Origin of the sequence: Xanthomonas sontii (genome assembly GCF_040529055.1) — a bacterium.
In the GTDB taxonomy this organism is placed as follows: Bacteria; Pseudomonadota; Gammaproteobacteria; order Xanthomonadales; family Xanthomonadaceae; genus Xanthomonas_A; species Xanthomonas_A sontii.
In genome coordinates this window covers 4,609,479-4,629,462 of sequence record NZ_CP132342.1, presented here as the reverse complement: position 1 = coordinate 4,629,462, position 19,984 = coordinate 4,609,479, and the positions used below count along the sequence as shown (strand labels likewise).

The following is a 19,984-nucleotide window of genomic DNA, read 5'->3' as shown; positions in this document are numbered from 1 at the left end:
TCGTTCGTCGTCGTAGAAGGGTGGTAACCCCGCCGGCTGACCTCGGCGCCCGCGTCGATCGATACCGTTGCTGCCTTCCGGCCCTGGCGGGGTTTTCGACCTAGCGTCGCGAGGGGCCGACGGGGCCACCATAGAGACGAAACCGCGCCAGTGGCGCGGTCTTTCCCTTTGAGTTCTTACGCCATGGGCGGAGCAACTCTGCGAGGGAAGCGCATTCGAATCTGGCGGAGAGAGGGGGATTCGAACCCCCGAAGCGCGGTTTAGACGCTTACACACTTTCCAGGCGTGCTCCTTCAACCACTCGGACACCTCTCCGGGTCTTGCGCGGGCCATGCGGTCCGGGCAAGGGCGGGAATTCTAGCCGTCATGGCCGCCGTTCACAAGGCGAGCCGCCGCGGTCGCGCTGACCGGCGTCACCTTTGCCCTGTTCATCGTCGCACGCAGCCCTGCGCCCGAGGCGGCGCGCGTCGGGACGGCGGCTGACCGGGCGACTGAACGATCGCGATGGCCCGGCGTGGCACAATGGCGGTTCAGATGAAGACGGTCGCCTGATGTCCTATCTCGTTCTCGCCCGCAAGTGGCGCCCCAAGCGTTTCGCCGAGCTGGTGGGGCAGGAGCATGTGGTCCGCGCGCTCACCAACGCGCTGGACAGCGGCCGGGTGCACCACGCCTTTCTGTTCACCGGCACCCGTGGCGTCGGTAAGACCACCATCGCGCGCATCTTCGCCAAGTCGCTGAACTGCGAGCAGGGCACCAGTGCCGACCCGTGCGGCCAGTGCGCGGCCTGCCTGGACATCGACGCCGGCCGCTACATCGACCTGCTGGAGATCGACGCCGCGTCCAACACCGGTGTGGACGACGTGCGCGAGGTGATCGAGAACGCGCAGTACATGCCCTCGCGCGGCAAGTTCAAGGTCTACCTGATCGACGAAGTGCACATGCTCTCCAAGGCGGCGTTCAACGCGCTGCTGAAGACCCTGGAAGAGCCGCCGGAGCACGTGAAGTTCCTGCTCGCCACCACCGACCCGCAGAAGCTGCCGGTGACGGTGCTGTCGCGCTGCCTGCAGTTCAACCTCAAGCGCCTGGACGAGGAGCAGATCCAGGGGCAGATGACCAAGATCCTGGCCGCCGAGCAGATCGAGGTGGATGCCTCGGCGATCGTGCAACTGGCCAAGGCCGCCGACGGCAGCCTGCGCGACGGCCTGTCGCTGCTCGACCAGGCCATCGCCTACGCCGGCGGCGCGCTGCGCGACGACGTGGTGCGGACGATGCTGGGCACGGTCGATCGCACCCAGGTCGGGGCGATGCTGGACGCCCTGGCCGATGCCGATGGGCAGCGGCTGCTGCAGGTGGTGGCCGGGCTGGCCGAGTTCTCGCCCGACTGGGGCGGGGTGCTGGAGGCGCTGGCCGAGGCCCTGCATCGCATCCAGGTGCGGCAACTGGTGCCGGGCGCGGCCATGCCCGCGCTGGACGGACTGGACCCGGCGCCGCTGGCCGAGCGCCTGCGTCCGGAGATCGTGCAGCTGTGGTACCAGATGGCGCTGAACGGGCGCCGCGACCTGTATCTGGCGCCGAGCCCGCGCGCCGGCTTCGAGATGGCGCTGCTGCGCATGCTGGCGTTCCGGCCGATGGGCGTCACGGCGCTGCCGGCCGGCACGACGACCGGCGCGGCCACCCCCACCCAGGGGCACGGCAATGCGACGGCGGCCGGCGCCAGTGCGCCTGCGGCGGCGATGGCGGCACCTGTCGCGGTGGCCGCCGCTGCCCCGGTGGCGCCTGTCGCTGCCGCGCCGGCGCCGGTTCCCGCTGCGCCCGTGGCGGCTGCGCCCAGTGCGGCGGCGGCCCCGCTGGATCCGCCCTGGGATCCGCCGGCACCGCCGGCGGCACGCCCAGCGCCGTCCGCGCCCGTCGCGACGCCGGCGCCAGCGGTCGTTCCGGCCGCGGCCACGGCTGCGGCCGCCGAACCGGAAATGGCGATGGTGCCGCCGCTGGCGCCGCCGCGCACCCACGCCGCCGTGTCCGATACGCCGCGCGCGCTGCACAGTGCCGAGGACTGGCTGGAACTGGTCGCCGATTGCGGCCTGAGCGGCCCCTCGCGGCAACTCGCCGCCAACGCCGCCTTCGTCAGTCATGCCGAGGGCGTGCTGCGGCTGTCGCTGTCGCCGGGCTTCGAGTACCTGCAGTCGGAACGCTCGCTGGGCGAACTGGCCGCGGCCCTGGCCGATGCGCTGGGCCAGCGGCCGAAGATCGTCATCGAAAGCGGTATCGCGGTCGATGCCGAAACCCTGCATGAGCGCTCGCACCGGCAACGCGGCGAGCGCCAGAACGCGGCCGAGACCGCGTTCATGAACGACCCGGCGGTGCAGGCGCTGATCCAGCAGCAAGGCGCGCGGGTCGTCCCCGATTCCATCCGTCCCTACGATGAGTGAACCACGATGCGCGGCAATATCGCCCAACTGATGCAACAGGCGCAGAAGATGCAGGAAAACCTGCAGCGCGCCCAGGAAGAACTGGCCAAGCTGGAAGTCACCGGCAGCGCCGGCGGCGGCATGGTCAACGTGACCCTGACCGGCGCCAAGGAGTGCCGCAAGGTGCGGATCGATCCGAGCATCCTGGCCGACCAGGAAATGGCCGAGGACCTGATCGCCGCCGCGTTCAACGACGCCTCCAACAAGATCGATGCCGAATCCAAGGCGCGCATGGGCGCGGCCACCGCCGGCATGCCGATCCCGCCGGGCATGAAGCTGCCGTTCTGAGGGGCCGGGATTCGGGATTCGGGAGTGGGGATTCGCGGTGTCTCGCGAGTGCGCTGCCTTTCCTGCTTCGGTGAATTCCTCTGGCAGGAGCGGCTTCAGCCGCGACCGGTCAGGTCACGCCGTCGCGGCTGAAGCCGCTTCTACGAAAACATCGCGTGACAGCGATGTTTCCCTTACGAATCCCCAATCTCCACTCCCGAATCCCCAACCACAATGAGCTCGCCGCTGCTCGAACAACTGATCGATGCGTTCCGCGTGTTGCCTGGCGTCGGCCAGAAGACTGCGCAGCGCATGGCGTATCACGTGCTCGAGCGCGAGCGCGAGGGTGGGCAGCGTCTGGCCGAGCGGTTGCACGAGGCGATCGAGCGCATCGGTCATTGCGCGCAATGCCGCGATTTCAGCGAGACCGAGCTCTGCGCGATCTGCGCCAGTCCCGCGCGCGACCGCCAGCAGCTGTGCGCGGTGGAGTCGCCGGCCGACCGGCTGGCGATCGAGCACGCCACCGGCTACCGCGGGCTGTACTTCATCCTGCAGGGCCGGCTGTCGCCGCTGGACGGCATCGGCCCGCGCGAACTGGGCCTGGACCGGCTCGGCGCGCGGCTGGCGCAGGGCGAGGTGGCCGAGCTGATCATCGCCACCAATTCCACCGTCGAAGGTGAGGCCACCGCGCATTACCTGGCGCAACTGGCGCGTCAGCATGGCGTGCGGCCGAGCCGGTTGGCGCAGGGCCTGCCGCTCGGCGGCGAGCTGGAGTACGTGGATCGCGGCACGCTGTCGCACGCCTTCGGCAGCCGCAGCGAAGTGCCGCGCACCGGCACCGGCGAATAACCGCCGCACGCGGCTGCGGTACGACGCCGAATTGGGCTATAACGGCGGCCCCTTCTTTCGTTCCGGGCGCGCTCCATGGACACCATCTTCGGCAAGATCATCCGTCGCGAAATTCCGGCCAGCATCGTCTACGAGGACGACGCCGTGCTCGGCTTCAAGGACATCGCGCCGCAGGCGCCGGTGCATGTGCTCTTCATTCCCAAGCAGGTGGAGATTCCGACCCTGGACGACCTGGCGCCGGAGCAGGCGACCCTGGTCGGCCGGCTGGTGCTGGCCGCGGCCAGCTACGCGCGCGAGCAGGGCCTGGCCCAGGACGGCTACCGGGTGGTGATCAACTGCCGCGAGCACGCCGGGCAGACCGTGTTCCATCTGCACCTGCATCTGCTCGCCGGTGCGCCGCTGGGGCGCTTCGGTACGCCCTGAGCAGCGGCTGGCGCGAACGTGCAGGCATAAAAAAACGCCGCTGGATCAGCGGCGTTTTTCGTTGCGGCAGAAACGCAGGGCTTACCACCAGCCCCAGCGCGGGCCCCACGGACCCCACGGGCCGCCCCAGGGGCCGTACGGATAGGCGGGCACCACTTCGACCTGGCGCACCACCGGCCACAGGTACACCACGTCCGCGTCCATCTTCGGCAGGCGGTAGTCGTACTCGCCGATGCGGGTGTTGTCGTAGCCGGACACGTGGCCGATGAAGGTCACTTCGCGGCCGGGTTCGAACACCGCCGGGTCGTAGAAGCCGGCGCGGCAGGCGATGAAGCGGCCATCGCTGGCGTCGGCGGCATCGCTGTCCGGACGGCCGCTGGCGTTGAGCGGGCGCGACAGCATCTGGAAGCAGGTCTGGCCCTGGCCGGGCGTGGTCTTGATGATCTTGCCGCCCCAGCGCACCGGCGCGCCGGCCTGATGGCCGGCGACCGAGTCGCGCGGGCTGACGGGCGCGAACTGGCCCTGCAGCGGCTTGGGGGCGGTGGCGCAGGCGCCGAGCGCCAACGCAGCGATCACGGGGAACAGCAGGCGAATCTTCATCGGGATGCTCCAGTGGGCGGACGGTGCCTGCGCAGGTCGCGCAACAATGAAGCGCTGTCCGAATCAGCGCCAGCGTAGCGCGCATCGGCGAAACGCCGGCTGAGCGGAATCAGGCTCGCATCGCCGGTTTCTCGCTGTACGCGAGCGGCCCAGGCCAGGGCCGGTTCGTGCGGGTCGCGGCCCAGCCCGCGCCGGGCGTAGCGCCGGCCCAGCGCCCGCCAGGCCCGCAGCAGCGGATCGCGTTCGCGCTCGCCGCGCGCCAGCCACCAGGCCATCGCACCCAGCAGCAGCGCCGCGAACCCGGCGAACAGGGCCACCAGTTGGCCGGGATCCAACTTCGGTACGCCGAATTGGCTGAGCAGGCGCTGCTGGCGGCTGGCGTCGAAGGACAGCACCAGGTCGTTCCAGCCGCGCCGCGCCCAGTCGGCGAGGTCGCGCCAGCGCCAGTCTGCGGCGCCGCCCTGCGCGCCGGCATCGCTGCCCAGGCGGTCCTCCAGGGTGTCGTAGATGCGTTCCGGCGCCACCGCCGCGGTCGGGTCCACCCGCACCCAGCCGCGTTGCGGCAGCCACACCTCGGCCCAGGCGTGCGCGTCCATGCGCCGCACCACCCAGTAGTCGCCGAACGCATTGCGGGTGCCGCCGGCATAGCCGGTGACCACGCGCGCAGGAATGCCGGCGCCGCGCATCAGCACCACGAACGCCGAACTGAAGTGCTGGCAGAACCCGGCCTTCTGCTGGAACAGGAACTCGTCCACGCCGTCGCGGCCGGGCAGCGGCGTCTCCAGGGTGTAGGCGAAGTCGCGGCGGATCCATTGCAGGGCGCGGGCGACGATCGCCGCATCGTCGGCGCCGGCCTGCTGCCGCCACTGCCGGGCCAGCGCCAGGGTGCGCGGGTTGTAGCCGGGCGGCAACGCCAGCGCGCGCTGCCGTTGCGCCGGCGCGAGATCGGCCTCCACCCGTTGCGGCAGCGCCGACCGCAGCCGCCAGCGGGTCAGCGCGCTGAGCGGGCGTTCGGTCTGCAGCACGGCGTCGGCCGTCAGCCGGGTGCCGGCCGGTGCCTGCCGCGGCAGATCCAGGGCGACCAGTTGCCGGCGGTCGGTCGGTTCCACCTCGAGCTGATAGTCCCAGCCGCCGGGTGCGAGCTGGATCGGCGGTGCCGGCGCGAAGGCGTTGTCGCGCTGCGCACGCCAGGTGCGGCCGTCGAAATCCCATAGCACCGGGCCGCGCCAGTAGCGCTGCGCCGGCGCCGGCACCGGGCCGAAGAACTGCACACGCAACGCCGGGGTGTCGTCGGCCAACAGGTCCAGCCACTGCCCCGGACTCATCGTGTCCGACAGGCCGGGTCGGCCCAGCGCGCGTTCCGGCACGCCCCACAGCGGCGAGCCCAGGCGCGGGAATAGCCAGAACGCGGCCAGCGCCAGCGGCAGGCCCAGCGCCAGCAGGCGGCCGACGCCGCGCAGTTGCCCGCGCAGCGGGCGCTGCGTGCTGTGCCCTTCCTGGTCGGCCAGGCGCTGCATGCACAGCAGGGCCGCGATCACCGCGGCCAGCCCCAGCGCCATCGTCACCGGCCCCTGGTCGAGCAGGAAGGCGGCGAACGGGGCGAACAGGGCGAAGCCGAGCAGGCTGCGCGCATCGCGCAGGCTCTTCAGTTCCGAGGGCTTGATCGCCAGCATCGCCGCCAGCAGCGCGCAGCCGGTATCGCGGCCGAAGCGCAGGCCGACCTGCCAGTACAGCGCCGCGAGCATGACCGCGACCAGGGCCAGGCGCAGCAGCGCCGGCAGCGGCCGCCACGCCGAACTGGCGCCGATCAGCAGCGCGGACAGCGCGATCAGCCAGGCCAACGTCGCGGGCAACTGCAGCAGCAGCGGCAGCAAGGCCAGCAGCGCCGCGCCAAGCGCCCAGGCGCGGCTGGCGGCGTGCAGTGCGGGCGAGCGTGGCTCAGTCATGCGGCAGCAGCGCCAGCGCGCGCAGGCACAGATGCCGGTGCTGCGGGCCGCGGCCCGGCCCCAGCGCCGGTTGCCCCGGCAGCAGCAGGCGGTAGCGGCGGCCGTCGCGCTCGGCTTCCTCGACCCAGCGCGCCAGCCGCGCGATGCGGCGTTCGTGCGGCAAGGCCGGCAGCGTGCGCCAGTCCAGCACCACGTCCACGCCGATCGGGCGTTCGTACTCGCGCACCAGCAGGGTGTCGCGGCGCGCCGAGTGCTTCCAGGCGATCGCCCGCGGCGCATCGCCGGCGCGGTAGGGACGTAACTGATGCAGTTCCTCGCCGAGCGCGTGCAGGCGGGTCTGGGTCGGGGTGCCGGCGCCTGCAGGCAGCGGCGGGCCGTCGGCTTCCGGTTGCGGATAGACCAGCAGTGGGGTGTCCGGCCAGAACCAGGCCCAGGCGTGCAGCAGGCCCAGCGGCTGGGTGGTGGAGACCTGGATACGCTGCAGGTCCAGCCAGCCGCGACGCTCGGTGGGCACCTCCAGGTCGGCCTCGTTGCGGTCGTCGCGGTGCAGGTCCAGGTAGGTGTGGGCGGCACCGTGGCGCACGCGCAGGCCGCGCCGTCGGCGCCCGTCGGCGGTGGCCAGCGCCAACCGCAGACGCAGCGGCTGCCCGGCCGCCACCGGCTCGGCCGACAGCGCTTCCAGCCGCAGCCCGGACAACTGCAGGTGCGCGGCGATGGCGCTGGCCATTGCGGCCGCGCCGAGCAGCATCGCCAGCAGCAGCGCCGGGTTGTTGTTGTAGTTCAGCGCGCCGAGCAGCATCGCCGCCAGCAGCAGCGCCAGGAAGCCGCCGAACGGCGTGGGCAGGATGTAGATGCGGCGCCGGTCCAACTGCACCGGCAGCGCTTCCGGCGCGCGCGGCGCGGCCAACTGCGCCAGTCGCTGCCGCCAGTCGCGCCGCCCGCCCGGCATCGGTGTCAGTCCACCGCGACGCTGTGCAGGATCGCCTTGGCCAGGGCCTGGCCGGACGCCGATTCCTGCTCGGCCACCAGGCGGTGCTCGGCCACAGCCACGAACAGCGCCTGCACGTCCTCCGGCAGCACATGGCCGCGGCCGAGCAGCAGCGCATGCGCCTTGGCCGCGCGCAGCAGGGCGATGCCGGCGCGCGGCGACAGGCCCACCCGTACGCCCGGATGCTGGCGGCTGCGCGCCAGCAGCGCCTGCACGTAGCCGACCAGCGCCTCGCTGGCATGGATCTGCTCCACGCCCTGGCGCAGCGTGGCCATGTCGGCCTCGCCGAGCAGTGGCTGCGCCTGTGCGATCAGGTCGCGGCGGTCGCTGCCGCTGAGCAGCGCGCGTTCGGCCTCGGCGTTGGGATAGCCCAGCGCCAGCCGCAGCAGGAAGCGGTCCAGTTGCGAGTCGGGCAGCGGGAACGTGCCGGACAGGTCCACCGGGTTCTGCGTGGCGATCACGAAGAACGGCGAGGGCAGCGGATGGGTGGTGCCGTCGAGGGTGACCTGCTGTTCGGCCATCGCTTCCAGCAGCGCGCTCTGCGTGCGCGGCGGCGCGCGGTTGATCTCGTCGGCGAGCAGCACGTGGGTGAACACCGGGCCGGGGTGGAACTGGAACTGGCGCGACTGCGCGTCGTACACCGACACGCCGAGCACATCGGCCGGCAACAGATCGGAGGTGAACTGCACGCGCTGGAAGCCCAGCCCCAGGCTCGCGGCCAGCGCATGCGCCAGGGTGGTCTTGCCCAGGCCGGGGAGGTCCTCGATCAACAGATGTCCGCCGGACAGCAGGGCGACAAACGCCATGCGCACCTGTTGCGGCTTGCCCAGGACCAGCGCGTTGACCTGCTGCTGTGCGCGCGTGAGCGCCTCGCGCAACGTATCGGTTAGCATTTCCGGCAAGCGGGGCGGAGTAGGCATCGCATTCTCGCAACGGTTTCAGGGAGTGTACGGGCAATGCAAGGGGAACAACGTGCACGCAGCGTCTTCATCGTGCTGTGGACGCTCGTCACCGCCGCCAAACTGCTGGTCGCCGCGCGCCTGCCGTTGTTCGTGGACGAGGCATTCTATTGGCAGGAAGGCCAGCATCTGGCGCTGGCCTACTCGGATCTGCCAGGGCTGACCGCGTGGCTAGCGCGGCTGGGCGTGGCGCTCGGCGGCGATCATCTGCTGGCGCTGCGTGCGCCGTTCCTGCTGCTGGGTGCGGCCGTGCCGTGGCTGATCGCACGCATCGCCACGCGCTGGTTCGGTGCGGTGGCGGGTTGGCGCGCCGGCAGCCTGGCCTTGCTGATGCCGTTGTCCGGCACCCTGGGCATCCTGGCGCTGCCGGACGTGCCGATGGCGCTGGCGACGATCCTGTGCATCGACGCCAGCGCGCGGCTGCTGCGCCAGACCGAGGCGCTGAGCGCGGTGGAGCTGGCGCTGGGCCTGGTCATCGGCGCGCTGAGCCATTACCGCTTCGTCGGCGTGATCGGCGTCGGCGCGATCGCGCTGCTGCTGATCCCGCAGGGCCGGCGCATGCTGCGCGATCCGCAGGTGTGGGTCGCGCTGGCGTTGGGCATGGTCGCCTGGCTGCCGCTGCTGGCCTGGAACGCGGACAATGGCGAGGCCGGTCTCAAGTTCCAGCTGGTCGACCGTCATCCCTGGAGTTTCCAGCCCGCCGGCATCGCCTTCCTGCTGATCCAGTTGCTGCTGGTCACGCCGCTGCTGGCGGTGGCGATGACCAAGGTGGCGCTGATGGCCACGCGCGGCGGCAGCAGCGGCACGCGCGTGCAGTGGCGGTATTTCGGCCTGCTCGGCGGGGTGTCCACGCTGGGCATCTTCCTGCTCGGGTTCTTCACCGACGCCGAGCGGGTCAGCTTCCACTGGCCGCTGCCGGGTTATCTGGCGCTGCTGATCGCCACGCCGGTGATCCTCAACGGCTGGAGCAAGCCGCTGCGCCGCGCCACCTGGCTGCTGGCCGGGCTGGGCCTGGTCGGTGCGTTCGGCTACTACCTGGCGGTGTCGGTGCCGGCGGTGCGCGAGCACACCGCCGGCGACAAGTACTACCCGCGCAACTTCGCCGGCTGGCGGCCGCTGGCCGGCGCGGTGCGGCGCGAACTGGCGAGCATGCCGCCCGGCACCCAGGTGCTGGCGGACAACTTCAAGGTCGGCGCCGAACTCGGCTTCGAACTGCGCGATCCCAACATCCAGGTGCTGCCGCATCCGTTGAACGACAAGCACGGGCGCAGCGCACAGCTGCAGCAGTGGGGTCTGCTCAGCGACGGCCACCGCGACGGTCCACGGCTGCTGGTGCTTTCGCCCAGCGACATGAAGTACCGGCTGCTGCTGCAGCGCTACCACGCGGTCTGCGACCTGGTCGGTCCGCTGCCGCCGTCGCGGGTGGTGTCCAGCGACCACGGCAGCCAGCGTTTCCTGCTGTTCGCGCTGCCGGCGCAGCGCGCGAGCGGGCCTTGCACCACGCCGGCGATGGCCTGGTTCAACACCCCGGACGTGGACGCCAGCGTCGGGCGTCGCTTCGACGTGTCCGGCTGGGCGTTCAAGGACGGGGTGGGGATCGACCGGATCGAGGTGCTGCTCGACGGCAAGGTCGCGGCGCAGGCGCACTACGGCGACGTGTACGACGTCACCAAGTTCTGGAAGATCTCCACGGATCCCAATCATCCGAACATCGGCTTCCGTGCCACCGTCGATGCCAGTGGCCTGGCACCGGGCACGCACTGGCTGGGCCTGCGCCTGCACGGCCGCGACGGCAGCGTCGAGGATTGGTGGGAACAACCGATCGTGCTGCGCCCGCACTGAGCTAGGATGGCGCGCCTTTCCACGCTGCCGCGCAGGACCGCACGCCGCCCATGTCCAGTTTCCCCTCCGATCGCCCCGCGGCCGCGCCGCGGATCGCGGTGTTGGTGCCCTGCCACAACGAGGCGGCCACCATCGGCCGGGTCGTGGCCGATTTCGCCACGCATCTGCCGGGCGCGCAGGTCCATGTGTTCGACAACAATTCCAGCGACGCCACCATTGCCCGGGCGCGGGCGGCCGGCGCGGTGGTGCGCGAGGTCGCGCTGCAGGGCAAGGGCAATGTGGTGCGGCGCCTGTTCGCCGACATCGAGGCCGACGTCTACGTGCTGGTCGACGGCGATGCGACCTACGATGCGGCGATGGCGCCGGCGCTGGTCGAGCGGCTGCTGCGCGACGGGCTGGACATGGTGGTCGGCGCGCGCCGCAGCGACGAAGCGGCGGCGTACCGCGCCGGCCATCGCACCGGCAACGTGCTGCTGACCCGCTGCGTGGGTTTCCTGTTCGGTCGCAGCTTCGACGACATGCTGTCCGGCTACCGGGTGTTCTCGCGACGCTACGTGAAGTCGTTCCCCGCGCATGCCGCCGGCTTCGAGACCGAGACCGAACTGGCGGTGCACGCGCTGCAACTGCGCATGCCGGTGGCGGAAGTGGACACCGCCTACGGCGCGCGTCCGGAAGGATCGCAGAGCAAGCTGCGCACCTGGCACGACGGCACCCGCATCCTGTTGACCATCCTGCGCCTGTTCAAGGCCGAGCGGCCCTTGCTGTTCTTCTCGCTCGGCTTCGGCGCCTGCGTGCTGCTGGCGCTGGCGCTGGCGGTGCCGCTGTTGCTGACCTATGCGCAGACCGGCCTGGTGCCGCGGTTTCCCACCGCGATCCTGTGTTCGGCGCTGGTGTTGCTGGGTGTGCTGCTGCTGGCCTGCGGGCTGATCCTGGACACGGTCACGCGCGGCCGCATCGAGGCCAAGCGCCTGGCTTACCTGGCGATCCCTGCCTGGCCGGCGGCGGACGCGCAGGGTGCGCATCATGGAGACGGCGCATGAGCACCACTGCTGCTGCGGCGCTGCGGCGCCCGACGCGCCGCCAGCGCCTGCTGGCCGCACTGGATCGCCGCTTCGCCTTCCACAGCCGCGGCAATGTGATCGCGGCGAGTGTGGCGGTCGCGCTCCTGGGTGGGCTGCTGTCGGTGTGGCTGGGTCAGGACGCCAACTGGGACCTGCGCAACTACCACCTGTACAACGGCTACGCCGCATTGCACGGCCGCCTCGGCATCGACCTGGCGCCGGCGCAGATGCAGAGCTACTTCAATCCGCTGCTGGACGTGTTGCATTACGCGCTGTTCGTTGGCTTGCCTGCGCCGCTGGCCGGATTCGCGATGGGCGTGCTGCATGCACTGGCGTTCCTGCTGCTGGCCGGCATCGTCTGGCAGGTGCTGGACCCGCGGCTGGACCGTGCGCGGCTGGTGCCGTGGCTGGCGCTGGCCGGGCTGTGCAGCGCCGCGTTCCTGTCCGAGTTCGCCGGCACCATGGGCGACAACACCAGCGCGCTGCCGGTGTTGGGCGCGCTGTTCGCCGCGCTGCACGCGCAACGCCGCCAGCAGGCCGCGGGGCAGGGCGTGGCGCTGGGCTGGTGGGCGCTGACCGGCGCCCTGCTCGGGCTGGCGATGGCCTGCAAGCTGACCAACGCCCTGTTCGCGCTGGCCCTGGGCGTGGCCGCGCTGGTTGCCGGCGGTCGCCCGCGGCAACGGATCGGCGGCGCCGCAGTGCTGACTACGGTGACGGTGCTCAGTTTCGCGCTGCTGGCCGGGCCGTGGCTGATGCGGGTGTGGCAGACTTTCGGCAATCCGCTGTTCCCGCAGTTCAACAGTCACTTCCTGGCGCCGCTGGCGCAGCCGGTGGCGGTCAGCGACACGCGCTGGTTGCCGAAGACGCTGTGGGAGTGGCTGACCTGGCCGCTGCAGTTCTCGTTGGCGCCGAACCGGGTCAGCGAGGTGCGCCTGCGGCAACTGGTGTGGCCGCTGCTATATCTGCTGGGCCTGGTGGCGTTTCTGCGCTGGGCGCTGCGGCGTCCGCGTGCCTCCGCGCCGGCGGAGGTGGTCGCGCCGGCGTGGCGCGCGGTGCTGGTGTTCGTGGTGGTCGCCTTCCTCGCCTGGCAGGCGGCCTTCAGCATCCAGCGCTACCTGGTGGTGCCGGAGCTACTGGCGCCGCTGCTGCTGTGGGTGGGGCTGCGGCGGCTGCTGCCGGCGCGCATCGCCGCGCCGGCGGCGCGTTGGACCCTGATCGCCTGTGCGGCCTTTGCGCTGTACGGCTGGGGCGAATGGGGGCACGAGCGCTGGGCGCGCGAGGCGTTCCGGGTGCAGGCGCCGCCGATGCCGCAACCCGAGCGCAGCCTGGTGCTGCTGGTCGGCGATGCACCGGAGTCCTGGCGCATTCCGTTCCTGCCCGGGCAGGCGGCGTACGCGTCGGTCGCCTCCAATTTCCCGGAAACGCCGGCCTACGCCACGCGGGTGCGCGAGATGCTGGCGGCGCGCGGGCAGGGCTACGCGATGCTGCCGGCGGAAGTGGATCGCAATGTCGAACGCCTGCAGCGGCTCAATGCGGTGGCCGCGCGCCTGGGCCTGGATCGCGGCCCCGATTGCGCGTTGATGCGGCGCCTGGCGCATCGCCCGGTGCGCGCCGGCGTGGAGGTGGATGCCGGTCGCTGTCGCTGGGTGCTGTTGCCGGAACGGGCCGTGGATGTCGCCGCCGCGGATCGCCAGACCCAGGCGCTGGCCGCACAGCAACTGGCGCGCTACGGCCTTGCGCTGCAGCCGGGGTCCTGTCGGATCTACCAATCCTGGGTCGGGCAGGCGCGCTTCCCGTATCAGTGGTGCCGGTTGCAGTGAGTTAGGGCAGCACGAAGCCCGCCTCGCGCAGCAACTCGGACAGCGCGATCAACGGCAGGCCGATCAGCGCGGTCGGATCCTGGGTCCGGATCGCGCGGAACAGGCTGATCCCCAGGCCTTCGCACTTGAAACTGCCGGCGCAGTCCAGCGGCTGTTCGGCGGCGACGTAGCGGGCGATGGCCTCGGCCTGCAGGTCGCGGAACTGCACTTCGGTGAGGTCGCAGGCGTGCAGGGTGCGCGCGCCGCGCTGCAGGCACACCGCCGTGTGGAAGCGCACGCTGCGCCCGGACATGGCCGCCAGCTGCGCGTGCGCCGCGGCCACCTCGCCTGGCTTGCCCAGCGGCTGGCCGTCCAGTTCGGCGACCTGGTCCGAGCCGATCACCCAGGCCTCCCCGGCAGTGGCCGCGACCGCCGCCGCCTTGGCCGCCGCCAGCCGCTGCGCCAGCGCCAGCGGCGCTTCGCCGGGCAGCGGGGTCTCGTCGACCTGCGGGCGCGCGCAGTCGAAGGGCAGACGCAGCCGTTGCAGCAGTTCGCGGCGGTAGGCGGAAGTGGAAGCCAGGATCAGCGCGGGCATCGGCGGAAGGGCGGGCGGCGGCAGGCCGGGGCCGGCAGTCTGCGGCGGCTGGCGCGGACCGGCAAGGCGGTTCGGTGCCGGGCTGGCAGCGGCCCAGGGGGCGGTTTGACAGCGGCCCCGGCAGTCCTTAACATTCTGCGGCTTATGTCCGCGAACGTGCCCGAACTGTTGGATGCCTGGCGGATGGTCGCAGCGCGCAGGGTCTTCGAAGACCGCCTGCCGCTCTCGGCGATGACCCGTCTGCAAGGCAGCCTGGCCGACACCGAAGGCGAATGCCGCTACACGCTGGAATTCGGCCGCGACGCTGTACTGCAAGTGTCCTATGTCGAACTGAAGATCGAAACCGAGCTGCCGCTGATCTGTCAGCGCAGCCTGCAGCGCTTCCTGCTGCCGGTGTCGAGCGTGCAGCGGCTGGGGCTGATCCGCAGCGAGGAAGAAGAAGCCGCGCTGCCGCCGGATCACGAGGCCTTGCTGGTGCCGGAAGACGGCATGCTGCGGCCGGCCGATCTGGTCGAGGACGAGCTGGTGCTGGCGGTGCCGTTGGTGCCGGTGGCGCCCGGAAGCGAGGCGGTCGATCGCGACTGGCCGGCGACCGAGGAAGAAACGAGCAAGGTCAACCCGTTCGCGGCGTTGGCGGCGCTGAAGAAACAGTAGCGGTCGGTCCGCCTGCCGCTGCCTGAGGTTGTTGCCGGACGCGCGCGTCCTGCGCGACGTAATGACGACAGATGTAAACGAACCGAGTTTGGAGCAATCCCATGGCTGTGCAGAAATCCCGTGTCACCCCGTCCCGCCGCGGCCAGCGCCGTTCGCACGACGCCCTCAGCGCCAAGCAGCTGTCGACCGATCCGACCAGCGGCGAGATCCACCTGCGCCACCACGTCACCGCCGACGGTTACTACCGTGGCAAGAAGGTGATCGCCACCAAGACCGCGCAGGTCGAAGAAGATTGATCCGTGCCCGTCCACCGCGCTGCGGCGGACGGAGTCACCCATCTTCACAGGCCGCGCCGCACCGGGGCGGCCTGCGTAACAGGCAACAGGAACCAGCATGAGCAAGCGGATCTATTCCAGGATCGCGGGCACCGGCAGCTATTTGCCTGAAAAAGTGTTGACCAACGACGATCTGTCGCACATGGTCGACACCAGCGACGAATGGATCCGCAGCCGTACCGGCATCCGCGAGCGGCACATCGCCGCCCCCGGCCAGACCGCCGGCGACCTGGGCTACGAGGCCGCGCTGAAGGCCATCGAAGCCGCCGGCATCGATGCCGCCGAACTCGACATGATCGTGGTCGGCACCACCACGCCGGATCTGATCTTTCCGTCCACCGCCTGCCTGATCCAGGCCCGCCTCGGCGTGGTCGGCTGCCCGGCGCTGGACGTCAACGCCGCCTGTTCCGGCTTCGTCTACGCGCTCAGCGTGGCCGACAAGTTCATCCGCAGCGGCGACGCGAAGACCGTGCTGGTCATCGGCACCGAAACCCTCAGCCGCATCGTCGACTGGACCGAGCGCACCACCTGCGTGCTGTTCGGTGACGGCGCCGGCGCGGTGGTCCTGCGCGCCGACGAAGACACGGGCATCCTCAGCACCCATCTGCATGCCGACGGCAGCAAGAAGGAACTGCTGTGGAATCCGGTCGGCATCGCCACCGGCCTGGGCGACGGCACCGGCGATCCGGCCGCCGGCGGCATCCAGATGAAGGGCAGCGAGGTGTTCAAGTACGCGGTCAAGGCGCTCGACGCCGTGGTCGACGAGACCCTCGAGGCCAACGGCCTGGACAAGCACGACCTGGACTGGCTGATCCCGCACCAGGCCAACCTGCGCATCATCGAAGCCACCGCCAAGCGCCTGGAGCTGCCGATGGAGCAGGTGGTGGTGACGGTGGACATCCACGGCAACACCTCCTCCGCCTCGGTGCCGATGGCGCTGGACGTGGCGGTGCGTTCGGGCCGCGTGCAGCGCGGCCAGTTGCTGCTGCTGGAAGCCTTCGGCGGCGGCTTCACCTGGGGCTCGGCGCTGCTGCGCTACTGAGCCTGTTTCCGCGCCCGGCGCCGTTGGCGGCGTCGCGGCGCGCGATCCGATGCCGGGCGCCGTGCGTCGTCGCCACGACGCGCGGTGATGCGCTGGCCGAACCCAATTCTCCTGAAGCCAGCGCGTCCGGCGCGTGCATCGCGTTGCGTGGTCGCGCGCGGCCTGTGCCGCGATGCGTCCGCGCCTGCCTTCCTTTCGCGACATCACGCCGCGCGCGAAAAGCGCGATTCGCCCAGCATGGGCGCCTGTGGGTGCGCGCTTTTTGCGTTGTCGCCTGGGCGTCCAGCCGCGCCCATCGGACATGCCCCTCGTTCCGCCTCTCCGCAGTGACGCGCTGCCAGCACCCTGGCCTGCGCGCACGATCGCAACGCCTTGCGCTGGCGTGCGTCCCGCGCTTCACGTGTGCTGTCGGCCTGGCACCGGGCGCCGACGAGCGAGGCACGACCGGCGGCACGCGATGGGTCGGCCGCCATTTCACATACGCCCGGGTACAGACGCCCGGCCGGTTTCGCCCGTATCATCGCCGCTCGATTTTCGCAGGGCCAACCGCGTGACCGATTCCACACTCGCCTTCGTCTTCCCCGGCCAGGGTTCGCAATCGCTGGGCATGCTGGCCGAACTGGCCGAATTGCATCCGCAGCTGCGCGACAGCTTCGCCGAAGCCTCCGAGGGCGCCGGCGTGGACCTGTGGGCGCTGAGCCAGGGCGGCCCGGAAGAGATGCTCAACCGCACCGAGTACACCCAGCCGGCGCTGCTGGCCGCCAGTGTGGCGCTGTGGCGGCTGTGGCTGGCCGAAGGCGGGGCGCGTCCGGCGCAGCTGGCCGGGCACAGCCTGGGCGAATACAGCGCGCTGGTCGCCGCCGGCGCCCTGTCGCTGCACGACGGCGCGCACCTGGTGCGGCTGCGCGGGCAACTGATGCAGGACGCCGCGCCGGCCGGCGTGGGCGCGATGGCCGCCGTGCTCGGCGCCGAGGATGCGCTGGTCGAAGAGGTCTGCGCGCAGGCCGCCGGCAGCCAGGTGGTGGTGCCGGCCAACTACAACTCGCCGGGGCAGGTGGTGATCGGCGGCGATGCCGCGGCGGTCGACCGCGCGCTGGCGCTGCTGGCCGAGCGCGGCGTGCGCAAGGCGGTGAAGCTGGCGGTCAGCGTGCCGTCGCACACCCCGCTGATGCGCGAGGCGGCCAACCGCCTGGCCGAAGCGATGCGTGGGCTGGCCTGGCAGGCGCCGCAACTGCCGGTGGTGCAGAACGCCGATGCGCAGGTGCACGAGGGCGTCGAGGCGATCCGCCAGGCGTTGGTCGAGCAGTTGTATCTGCCGGTGCGCTGGACCGGCTGCGTGCAGGCGCTGGCCGCCGGCGGCGCCACCCGCCTGGCCGAGTGCGGCCCGGGCAAGGTGCTGACCGGGTTGGTCAAGCGCATCGACAAGTCGCTCGACGGCCGCGCCCTGGGCACGCCCGCCGAGTTCGCCGGCGCGCGCGAGGCCTGGGCCTCCTGACCGCCGGTCGCCGCGCGGTGCGCCGTTCGCCCGCGCTGGTTTCCCTCCTTTCCCCCGGCGCCATGCGCCGTCCGTCTCCAAGGAAACGCAGATGAGCAAGCCATTGCAGGGCGAGATCGCGCTGGTCACCGGCGCCAGCCGCGGCATCGGTGCCGCCATCGCCGACGAACTGGCCGCGCAGGGCGCCACCGTCATCGGCACCGCCACCTCCGACGCCGGCGCGCAGGCGATCGGCGCGCGCCTGGCCGCCCATGGCGGTCATGGCCGCGCGCTGGACGTCACCGACGGCGCCGCGGTCGATGCGCTGATCGAGGCGATCGCCAAGGAATTCGGCCCGGTCTCGATCCTGGTCAACAACGCCGGCATCACCCGCGACAACTTGCTGATGCGGATGAAGGACGACGACTGGCAGGCGATCATCGACACCAACCTGACCAGCGTGTTCCGCACTTCCAAGGCGGTGCTGCGCGGCATGATGAAGGCGCGCAAGGGCCGCATCGTCAACATCGCTTCGGTGGTCGGCGTGACCGGCAATCCGGGCCAGGCCAACTACGCCGCGGCCAAGGCCGGCATCATCGCCTTCTCCAAGTCGATGGCCAAGGAAATCGGCTCGCGCGGCATCACCGTCAACGTGGTCGCGCCAGGCTTCATCGACACCGACATGACCAAGGCGCTGCCGGAAGCGCAACGCACCGCGCTGCTGGAGCAGATCGCACTCGGCCAGCTCGGCCAGCCGTCCGACATCGCCAACGCGGTGGCGTTCCTGGCCGGGCCCGGCGCCGGCTACATCACCGGCGAAACCCTGCACGTGAACGGCGGGATGTACATGCCGTGAGCCTGCGGCGCAACGGACGCGCCTAAGTGGCTGATCGGCCGGCATTTGTGCAGTGCTGCAAGGGCCAGTCGGTTTCCACTACACTACCCAACGCGGCCATCGCAGCCCGATGGCGTTTTGTGAGTCCCTCACAGGAGCACCGCACATCCGTGTGCGGGGATCCTAAAACTCGAACCACCACTACTCCATCTGGAGCGATATCCCAATGAGCACCATCGAAGAACGCGTCAAGAAAATCGTCGTCGAACAGCTCGGCGTCAAGGAAGAAGAAGTCACCAACAACGCATCGTTCGTCGATGACCTGGGTGCCGACTCGCTGGACACCGTCGAGCTGGTGATGGCCCTGGAAGAAGAGTTCGAGTGCGAGATCCCGGACGAAGAAGCCGAGAAGATCACCTCGGTGCAGCAGGCCATCGACTACGTCAAGGCGCACGTCAAGAGCTGAGGCTGCGTTCGCGATCGCCATCGGCGCCTGCGTGGGCCCGATGCGCGTGACAATCCCATGGGGCCGCGCATGCGGCCCTGTGTTTTTACAGCGTCAAGGCCGCGCGTATCGCGGTGAGGAGATTTCGCAATGAGCCGTCGTGTCGTCGTAACCGGCATGGGCCTGGTGTCGCCGTTGGGCAATGACCTGGCCAGCAGTTGGGAAGGGATCGTCAACGGACGCTCCGGCATCGGCCCGATCACCCAGATCGATGCGTCTCAGTTCACCACCAAGATCGCCGGCGAGATCAAGGATTTCGATCCGACCAAGTTCATCTCGTCCAAGGACGCGCGCAAGATGGATTCGTTCATCCATTACGGCGTCGGCGCCTCGTTCATGGCGCTGGACGATTCAGGCCTGGAGATCACCGAGGCCAATGCCGAGCGCATCGGCGCGATCCTCGGCTCCGGCATCGGCGGCCTGCTCGGCATCGAGGAACAGACCGTCAAATTCCACGAGGGCGGCGCGCGCAAGATCTCGCCGTTCTACGTGCCCAGCACCATCATCAACATGCTGCCGGGCCAGGTGAGCCTGATCAAAGGGCTGAAGGGGCCGACCTTCTCCGCGGTCTCGGCCTGCGCCACCTCCAACCATTCCATCGGCACCGCGATGCGCATGATCCAGCACGGCGACGCCGACGTGATGCTGGCCGGCGGCGCCGAGCGCGGCTCCTCGCCGACCTCGGTGGGCGGCTTCTGCTCGATGAAGGCGATGTCCACCCGCAACGACGATCCTGCCGCGGCCTCGCGGCCGTGGGACAAGGAGCGCGACGGCTTCGTGCTCGGCGACGGCGCCGGCGTGCTGGTGCTGGAAGAGTACGAACACGCCAAGGCGCGCGGCGCGCGCATCTACGCCGAGCTGGTCGGTTTCGGCGCCAGTTCCGACGCCTTCCACATGACCGCCCCGAGCGAGGACGGCGAAGGCGCCGCGCGCAGCATGGTGGCGGCGATGAAGGACGCCAAGCTCAACCCGGACCAGATCGACTACCTCAACGCGCACGGCACCTCCACGCCGCTGGGCGACCTGGCCGAGACCCTGGCGATGAAGCGTGCGCTGGGCGATCACGCCTACAAGACCATGGTCAGCTCGACCAAGTCGATGACCGGCCACCTGCTCGGCGCCGCCGGCGGTGCCGAAGCGATCTTCTCGGTGATGGCGATCCACGCCGGCATCATCCCGCCGACCATCAACCTGCACGAGCCGGGCGAAGGCTGCGATCTGGACTACGTGCCGAACGTGGCGCGCGAGAAGCAGATCGACGTGGCGATGTCCAATGGGTTCGGCTTCGGCGGGACCAACGGTACGTTGGTGTTCAAGAGGGTGTGAGGGGGCGTAGCCCCCT

At 70.6% G+C, this 19,984-nt stretch carries 19 protein-coding genes, 1 tRNA gene and 1 other RNA gene; 14 read left to right on the top strand and 7 right to left on the bottom strand.

The features are described from left to right. Nucleotides 1–26 precede the first annotated feature (26 nt). Both ffs and RAB70_RS19490 read right to left on the bottom strand, forming a co-directional pair. Nucleotides 27–123, bottom strand: an RNA gene (ffs, locus tag RAB70_RS19495) — signal recognition particle sRNA small type. 99 nt (nt 124–222) lie between these two features. Further along, a tRNA-Ser gene (locus RAB70_RS19490) sits at nt 223–315 on the bottom strand. Nucleotides 316–551: 236 nt separating this feature from the next. Between RAB70_RS19490 and dnaX the strand changes: the two genes are divergently transcribed. The 4 genes from dnaX to RAB70_RS19470 all read left to right on the top strand — a co-directional run bounded on the left by dnaX (nt 552) and on the right by RAB70_RS19470 (nt 4,007). Further along, nucleotides 552–2,429: a DNA polymerase III subunit gamma/tau gene (dnaX, locus tag RAB70_RS19485; protein ID WP_148828574.1), complete on the top strand. Its 1,878-nt coding sequence runs from the start codon at nt 552–554 to the stop codon at nt 2,427–2,429. 6 nt (nt 2,430–2,435) lie between these two features. Then, nucleotides 2,436–2,756 carry a YbaB/EbfC family nucleoid-associated protein gene (locus tag RAB70_RS19480; RefSeq protein WP_017909282.1) on the top strand — a complete coding sequence of 107 codons (321 nt, stop codon included), beginning with the start codon at nt 2,436–2,438 and terminating at the stop codon, nt 2,754–2,756. A gap of 213 nt (nt 2,757–2,969) precedes the next feature. Then, nucleotides 2,970–3,584 carry a recombination mediator RecR gene (gene recR / locus RAB70_RS19475; RefSeq protein ID WP_148828575.1) on the top strand — a complete coding sequence of 205 codons (615 nt, stop codon included), beginning with the start codon at nt 2,970–2,972 and terminating at the stop codon, nt 3,582–3,584. Between the two features lie 75 nt (nt 3,585–3,659). After that, nucleotides 3,660–4,007: a histidine triad nucleotide-binding protein gene (locus RAB70_RS19470; RefSeq protein ID WP_010342491.1), complete on the top strand. Its 348-nt coding sequence runs from the start codon at nt 3,660–3,662 to the stop codon at nt 4,005–4,007. Between the two features lie 81 nt (nt 4,008–4,088). Here RAB70_RS19470 and RAB70_RS19465 read toward each other — a convergent pair whose 3' ends face one another. Genes RAB70_RS19465 through RAB70_RS19450 form a run of 4 tightly spaced genes read right to left on the bottom strand, consistent with a single transcriptional unit; the run spans nt 4,089 to nt 8,461 of the window. Further along, nucleotides 4,089–4,607, bottom strand: coding sequence for a Slp family lipoprotein (locus tag RAB70_RS19465; RefSeq protein WP_017912067.1), 519 nt, complete (start codon nt 4,605–4,607; stop codon nt 4,089–4,091). Beyond that, nucleotides 4,604–6,553: a DUF3488 and transglutaminase-like domain-containing protein gene (locus RAB70_RS19460; protein WP_148828576.1), complete on the bottom strand. Its 1,950-nt coding sequence runs from the start codon at nt 6,551–6,553 to the stop codon at nt 4,604–4,606. Before RAB70_RS19460 ends, RAB70_RS19465 begins: the two co-directional genes overlap by 4 nt. Beyond that, nucleotides 6,546–7,502, bottom strand: coding sequence for a DUF58 domain-containing protein (locus tag RAB70_RS19455; protein ID WP_148828577.1), 957 nt, complete (start codon nt 7,500–7,502; stop codon nt 6,546–6,548). The genes RAB70_RS19460 and RAB70_RS19455 overlap by 8 nt, the downstream gene beginning before the upstream one ends. A gap of 5 nt (nt 7,503–7,507) precedes the next feature. Next, nucleotides 7,508–8,461: a MoxR family ATPase gene (locus tag RAB70_RS19450; protein ID WP_026144543.1), complete on the bottom strand. Its 954-nt coding sequence runs from the start codon at nt 8,459–8,461 to the stop codon at nt 7,508–7,510. Nucleotides 8,462–8,497: 36 nt separating this feature from the next. Here RAB70_RS19450 and RAB70_RS19445 point away from each other — a divergent pair, with 36 nt between their 5' ends. The 3 genes from RAB70_RS19445 to RAB70_RS19435 are packed head-to-tail and all read left to right on the top strand — an operon-like array spanning nt 8,498 to nt 13,223. After that, nucleotides 8,498–10,342 (top strand): glycosyltransferase family 39 protein, encoded by a 1,845-nt coding sequence (locus RAB70_RS19445; RefSeq protein ID WP_148828578.1) that lies wholly within the window; start codon nt 8,498–8,500, stop codon nt 10,340–10,342. 50 nt (nt 10,343–10,392) lie between these two features. Continuing rightward, complete coding sequence (locus RAB70_RS19440) at nt 10,393–11,382, top strand: glycosyltransferase family 2 protein (protein WP_017912660.1); 990 nt, start codon at nt 10,393–10,395, stop codon at nt 11,380–11,382. After that, on the top strand, nt 11,379–13,223 hold the full coding sequence (locus RAB70_RS19435; protein ID WP_148828579.1) for a glycosyltransferase 87 family protein: 1,845 nt from the start codon (nt 11,379–11,381) through the stop codon (nt 13,221–13,223). The genes RAB70_RS19440 and RAB70_RS19435 overlap by 4 nt, the downstream gene beginning before the upstream one ends. 1 nt (nt 13,224) lies before the next feature. Here the strand turns inward: RAB70_RS19435 and RAB70_RS19430 are convergent, their stop codons facing one another. Then, entirely contained in the window at nt 13,225–13,797 is a 573-nt protein-coding gene (locus RAB70_RS19430) for a Maf family nucleotide pyrophosphatase (RefSeq protein WP_148828580.1), read from the bottom strand. A gap of 144 nt (nt 13,798–13,941) precedes the next feature. Between RAB70_RS19430 and RAB70_RS19425 the strand changes: the two genes are divergently transcribed. The 7 genes from RAB70_RS19425 (at nt 13,942) to fabF (ending at nt 19,968) form a co-directional block, all read left to right on the top strand. Beyond that, nucleotides 13,942–14,451, top strand: coding sequence for a DUF177 domain-containing protein (locus tag RAB70_RS19425; RefSeq protein ID WP_010342480.1), 510 nt, complete (start codon nt 13,942–13,944; stop codon nt 14,449–14,451). A gap of 101 nt (nt 14,452–14,552) precedes the next feature. Further along, a complete protein-coding gene (rpmF, locus tag RAB70_RS19420) occupies nt 14,553–14,747 on the top strand; it encodes a 50S ribosomal protein L32 (protein WP_010342479.1) in 195 nt (64 codons plus the stop codon). 97 nt (nt 14,748–14,844) lie between these two features. Continuing rightward, nucleotides 14,845–15,828, top strand: coding sequence for a beta-ketoacyl-ACP synthase III (locus tag RAB70_RS19415; RefSeq protein ID WP_010342478.1), 984 nt, complete (start codon nt 14,845–14,847; stop codon nt 15,826–15,828). A 550-nt stretch (nt 15,829–16,378) separates the two neighbouring features. Then, nucleotides 16,379–17,323 carry an ACP S-malonyltransferase gene (gene fabD, locus RAB70_RS19410; RefSeq protein WP_043092930.1) on the top strand — a complete coding sequence of 315 codons (945 nt, stop codon included), beginning with the start codon at nt 16,379–16,381 and terminating at the stop codon, nt 17,321–17,323. 91 nt (nt 17,324–17,414) lie between these two features. Then, nucleotides 17,415–18,158 carry a 3-oxoacyl-ACP reductase FabG gene (gene fabG / locus RAB70_RS19405; protein WP_010342476.1) on the top strand — a complete coding sequence of 248 codons (744 nt, stop codon included), beginning with the start codon at nt 17,415–17,417 and terminating at the stop codon, nt 18,156–18,158. A 205-nt stretch (nt 18,159–18,363) separates the two neighbouring features. Then, nucleotides 18,364–18,603, top strand: a complete 240-nt coding sequence (gene acpP / locus RAB70_RS19400) for an acyl carrier protein (RefSeq protein ID WP_010342475.1) — start codon at nt 18,364–18,366, stop codon at nt 18,601–18,603. A 129-nt stretch (nt 18,604–18,732) separates the two neighbouring features. Then, the gene (fabF, locus tag RAB70_RS19395) at nt 18,733–19,968 is read left to right on the top strand and encodes a beta-ketoacyl-ACP synthase II (RefSeq protein ID WP_010342474.1); all 1,236 of its coding nucleotides are present in this window, start codon (nt 18,733–18,735) and stop codon (nt 19,966–19,968) included. Nucleotides 19,969–19,984 lie beyond the last annotated feature (16 nt).